The 4,792-nt window shown below is 67.1% G+C and carries 6 protein-coding genes; 2 read left to right on the forward strand and 4 right to left on the reverse strand.

The genetic code is table 11. The features are described from left to right. From Mlute_RS14070 to Mlute_RS14085, 4 genes are all read right to left on the reverse strand, one after another. Nucleotides 1-495: alcohol dehydrogenase catalytic domain-containing protein (locus tag Mlute_RS14070; protein WP_182482582.1), on the reverse strand; the 495-nt coding region annotated here is incomplete at its 3' end. Further along, nucleotides 495-1,976 (reverse strand): tripartite tricarboxylate transporter permease, encoded by a 1,482-nt coding sequence (locus Mlute_RS14075; protein WP_119361201.1) that lies wholly within the window; start codon nt 1,974-1,976, stop codon nt 495-497. The genes Mlute_RS14070 and Mlute_RS14075, both read right to left, overlap by 1 nt. Beyond that, nucleotides 1,973-2,392, reverse strand: coding sequence for a tripartite tricarboxylate transporter TctB family protein (locus Mlute_RS14080; RefSeq protein WP_245958997.1), 420 nt, complete (start codon nt 2,390-2,392; stop codon nt 1,973-1,975). The genes Mlute_RS14075 and Mlute_RS14080 overlap by 4 nt, the downstream gene beginning before the upstream one ends. A gap of 9 nt (nt 2,393-2,401) precedes the next feature. Next, nucleotides 2,402-3,361 carry a tripartite tricarboxylate transporter substrate binding protein gene (locus Mlute_RS14085; protein WP_119361202.1) on the reverse strand — a complete coding sequence of 320 codons (960 nt, stop codon included), beginning with the start codon at nt 3,359-3,361 and terminating at the stop codon, nt 2,402-2,404. A gap of 144 nt (nt 3,362-3,505) precedes the next feature. Between Mlute_RS14085 and Mlute_RS14090 the strand changes: the two genes are divergently transcribed. Together Mlute_RS14090 and Mlute_RS14095 are read left to right on the forward strand one after the other, a co-directional pair. Further along, entirely contained in the window at nt 3,506-4,171 is a 666-nt protein-coding gene (locus tag Mlute_RS14090) for a GntR family transcriptional regulator (protein ID WP_119361203.1), read from the forward strand. Nucleotides 4,172-4,266: 95 nt separating this feature from the next. After that, nucleotides 4,267-4,792 (forward strand): IclR family transcriptional regulator domain-containing protein (locus tag Mlute_RS14095; RefSeq protein WP_119361204.1); only part of this gene is annotated, 526 nt, incomplete at its 3' end.

Here is a 4,792-nt window from a genome sequence, read left to right on the forward strand (position 1 = left end):
GCCCAGCACCAAAGCCCGCCGCCCCAGCGTGGGCCCGGCCAGCTCCACCGCCCGAAGGGCCACCGCCAGCGGCTCGCACAGGGTCCCCCTCCAGAGGGGCAGCCCCTCGGGCAGCGGATAGAGCTGGGCCAGGGGCAGCCGGATTTGCTGGGCGAAGCCCCCCGGATAGTGGAAGCCCACGTTGGTGCGCTCGGTGCAGAGGTTGGAAAGCCCCCGGCGGCAGAAATCGCAACGTCCGCAGGCCACCAGAGGGTTCACCGCCACCGCCCGGCCCACCCAGTCCGGCGGGCCTTCCCGCACGATGGCGGCGATCTCGTGCCCCAGCACCAGCGGCGGGCGCCAGCGGGCCCGCATGGCCGGACTGCCCTTGTAGACGCTCAGGTCGCTTCCGCAGACCCCACAGGCCGCCACCTCCAGGAGCACCCCTCCCTCCGCCGGGGGAGGTAGCTCCTGCAGGCTCAAGCGGCCAAAGTCCTCCAAAACCACCGCGCGCATCAGGCACGCTCCTCCGCTGGCAGGCGCAGCGAGGCCCACCAGCCCCGGCGGAAGCCCAACACCGCTACCACCATGACCACGTTCAAAAAAGCCAGGAGCAGGGCCAAAGGCCGCTCAAAGAAACTCAGCAGGTTCCAGTGGGTCTTGATCATGCTCACCATGAAGTGCTGCTCGAGCAGGGGCCCCAGCACCATCCCCAGCACCACCAGGCCCAAAGGGAAGCCTCCCTGGCGCAGCATGAAGCCCAAAGCCCCCAGCGCCGCCAGCAAGTAGAGGTCAAAGGGGTTGTTGTTGACGGCATAGGCCCCCACCACGCACAGCCCCAGCACCGCCCCCATCAGCACCCGCATGGGAATGCGGAGCAGGTTCTGCACGATCAGGGCGCTCAGGTAGCCGCCCAGCGGCATCACCACCACGCTCACCAAGAAGAAGGCCAGGTAAATCTGCGTCACCAAGGCCCCGTGCTTGTTGAAAAGCTCGGGGCCGGGGGTAATGCCCAAAGCCAGGAACATCCCCAGCAGGATGGCGGTAAGGGTGTCGCCGGGCAGCCCCAGGGCCATGGCCGGAATCCAGGCCCCGGCCACCGCGGCGTTGTTGGCGGTAGTCCCATCCAGGGCTACCTGCTCCGGGCGCCCCCCCCGCATGCGCCGCAGGTTGCTGGAAATCCAGGCCGCGATGTCCGAGCCGGCCCCCGGCAAAAAGCCCACAAAGGTGCCCAGCACCGAGGAGCGCACCAGCGAGCCGCGTTCCTTCCAGCAGAACTGGCCGGCTTCCTGAAAGTACGCCCGGAAGATGCCCCGGCCCCGCAGCCCCTCGGTTTGGGCCTGGGGCGGGTGGTTTTTGTGCAGCAGGTGGTGCAGCACCTCGCTCACCCCGAAGAAGGCGATCAGGGCCACGATGAAGTCTATACCCCCCAGCAGGTTGGGCTGGCCGAAGGTGAAGCGGGGGTGGCCTAGGGCGGGGTCGTAGCCGATGGTGGCCAGGAGCATTCCCAGGCCAAAGGCCAAGGCCCCCTTGAGGATGGAGGGCACCGCCAGGACGCCGCTTATGATGCCCAACAGCACCAACCAGAAGTACTCAAAGGAAGAAAACTGCTTGGCCAGGGCCACCAGCCCCAGCGAGCCCACCACCAAGAACCCCAGCCCAATCAGGCTGCCGATGGCCGAGGGCAGGGCTGAAAGCCCCAGGGCAAAGGCCGGGGAGCGCTTTTGGGCCACCTCGTGCAGCTCCTCGGTGTAGGCCGCCGAGGCTGGGGTGCCGGGCATCCGCACCAGCACCGAGCCGATGTCCCCGGCGAAGATGGCCGTGGCGGTGATGCCGATGAGGGCCGCCAGGGCCACCTGAGGCCCCAAAAAGAGCAGGATGGGGATGGCTAGGCTGATGGCTAAGGTAGCGGTGAGGCCCGGGATGGCCCCAAAGATGGCCCCGTACAGCGAGCCCAGGATGAGGGCCAGCAGGGCTTCTGGGTTCAGGAAGCTCACCCTTGCACCCCCAAGAAGCGCTGGAAGAATAGGTAGACCAGCAGAACCACCACCCCGCCGGTGAGCAAGGCCACCCCGGGGCGTGCCCCCAGCATGAGCGCTCCCGCCGCGGCGTAGAGCCCGGCGGTGGGCGAGAGTCCGAGCCGCCCCAGGAGCCAGGGGGCCAGGGCCAGGCCCAAAAGGGCCAGCAGCACCAGGCCCTCACCCCCCTGGAGCCGGGCCCTTGCCCGACGCCCTTGCCACAAAAGCCCGAGCCCGCTGAGGAGGAGCACCACCCCCAGGATGCTCGGGAAGAGGGCGGGGCCGGGGTAACCCCCCTCCATCTGGGGCAAGCTCCGGCTCAGGAGGAGGGCCAGCCCCCCCAGGGCCACCGCTAAGAGGGCCGCCGCCCGTTCCCAGACCCGCATCGCGTCCATGCTGGGCTCCTAGAACTTGAGCTCGAGCTCCTGCACGATCTGCTGCATGGCCCGGGTGCGCTCCTGCAGGAAGGCCAGGCTGGCCTTGCGGTCCAGGTGGTTGATGACCAGGTTGGCGTTGTTCATGAAGCGCACGAACTCGGGGTCTTGCACCGCCTTGGCGAAAGCCTTATCGAGGATGTCCACCACCGAAGGCAGGGTGTACTTGGGCGCAGCGGCCATCAGGAAGGAGGCAAACGTCCAGTCTACGCCGACTTCTTTGAGGGTGGGCACCTCGGGGAAGCTGGGGAAGCGCTTGTCGGTCATGAAGGCCAGGAAGCGGGCCTCGCCGGACTTGACCAGGGCGCTGGCCTCGCCGATGGAGACAAAGGCCACGTTCACCCCCCCGGCGATAAGCTCTTGCAGGGCGGCGGCGGCCCCTTGCGAGGGCACCCAGGGCAGGGCGTTCTCCTTGGCCCCGATGGCCTTGAGGAAGCCCAGCCGGGCGAAGTCGTAGGAGCCCCACTTGGCGGTGCCGGAGGCTTTGTACTTGCCGGGGTTTTGCTTGATGTCGGCGATGAGCTCCTGCGCGTTGCGCCAAGGGGCGTCCTTGCGCACCACGATGGCCACCGGGTTCAGCACCAGAAGCGAGATGGGGGTGAACTGCTCGGCATCAATTTTGGTCTGAGCCACCCAGGGGGGCAGGATGACCTCCAGGGTGATGATGCCGATGGTGTAGCCGTCGGGGCGGCCCTGGGCGATGGCCCCGTGGCCCACCGCGCCGCCCCCACCGGTGCGGTTGACCACCTGGAAGGGGGCGCCGAGCTGCTTCTCCAGGATGGGGGCCAGGGCCCTGGCGGTGAGGTCGGTGGAGCCCCCCGCCGACCAAGGGACGATTAGGGTTACCGGACGCACTGGGTAGCGTTGGGCCAGCCCCAGTCCACCTAAAGCCAACACCAAAGCCAACGCAAACATCCACCAACGTTTCATGGGTTCCTCCCTTTTTGACCTTCGGCTTACCGCAGGGTTGGGTTGTGGTTTGTAACCGAAGTGGGGCTACTATAACCGAGGTCTCAATAAAATGCAACTGGCATCTCAGTGAGATTTGAGTTAGACTCTTTTTGAGGCCCGCCCATGACCTTGCACCCGGAACTCGACGCCCTTCCCCTGCGCGAGCAGGCCTACTGGCGCATCAAGCAGCTCATTCTGGACGAAGAAGTCCCGCCCAACAGCTTTCTCTCCGAGCGAAGCCTGGCCGAGCGGCTGGGGATGAGCAAGACCCCGGTGCGCCTAGCCATTGCCCGGCTCGAGCACGAAGGGTACGTGCGGGTCTCCCCCCAGCAGGGCATCGTGGTGCTGGCCCTGACCTTTGAGGAGATCCTAGACTACATAGACTTCCGGCTGGCCCTGGAGAGCTTTGTGGTCAAGGGGCTGGCCGCGGCCCCCAGCCCCGAGCGGGCGGAGGCCCTGCAGGCCCAGCTCGCCGAACAGGCCCGGGTGGTGCACGACCCCAAGAGCAGCCGCCAGGCCCTGGTGCGTGCGGACATGGCTTTTCACCGCTTTTTAGCGGCCCTCTTGGGCAACCGGCCCATCCTGCAGGCCCTGGAGCGCCAGCAAGAGGTGCTCTACCGCATCGCCATGCGCATCTTCCAGAGGTATCCCGAGCGGCGGGAGCAGAGCTTTGCCGAGCACCAGGCGCTTTGCCGCCTGATTGCCGAGGGGCGGCAGGCCGAGGCAGTGGCCCTGATCAGCCAGCACATCCTGCGGATTAAGTCCCTCCTCATCGGCTCTGAAGGGTAAAGGGGCCAGTAGGGAAGAGGGCCTGTTGGTCTATTTTGTGCGCATAGCGCACAATGTTCACAAAGCGAACGAGGTGTGCTATACTGCCAGGCACCATGAACGTCCACCCCCCGACCCTGGAGGCCGAGCCTGCCCGGAGCGAACCGGAGGGCTTCTTCGTGGAGGCCCTGGCCCGGGGGCTCTCGGTGATCCGTTGTTTTGACGAGGCCCACGAGCGCCTAACCATCAGCGAGGTGGCCCGCCTCACCGGCCTCAGCCGGGCCACCGCCCGGCGCTCGCTCCTCACGCTCCACGCTTTGGGCTATGTAGCCACCGACGGGAAGCAGTTTTGGCTGACCCCCAAAATCCTGGGCCTGGGCCACGCCTACCTTTCCTCCACCCCCTTGCCCCGCCTGCTCCAGCCGGTGCTGGAGGAGGTGAGCGCCGAGCTGCACGAGTCCTGCTCGGCCAGCATCCTGGACGGTGGGGAGATCGTCTACATCGCCCGGGCCGCCACCCGGCGGGTCATCTCGGTGGGCCTGGGGGTGGGCAGCCGCCTTCCGGCCTACTGCACCTCAATGGGGCGGGTGTTGCTGGCGGCGCTGGAGCCGGAGGCCCTCGAGGCCTACCTGGCCCAAACCC

It is taken from the genome of Meiothermus luteus, from assembly GCF_003574085.1.
GTDB classification, from domain to species: Bacteria; Deinococcota; Deinococci; order Deinococcales; family Thermaceae; genus Meiothermus; species Meiothermus luteus.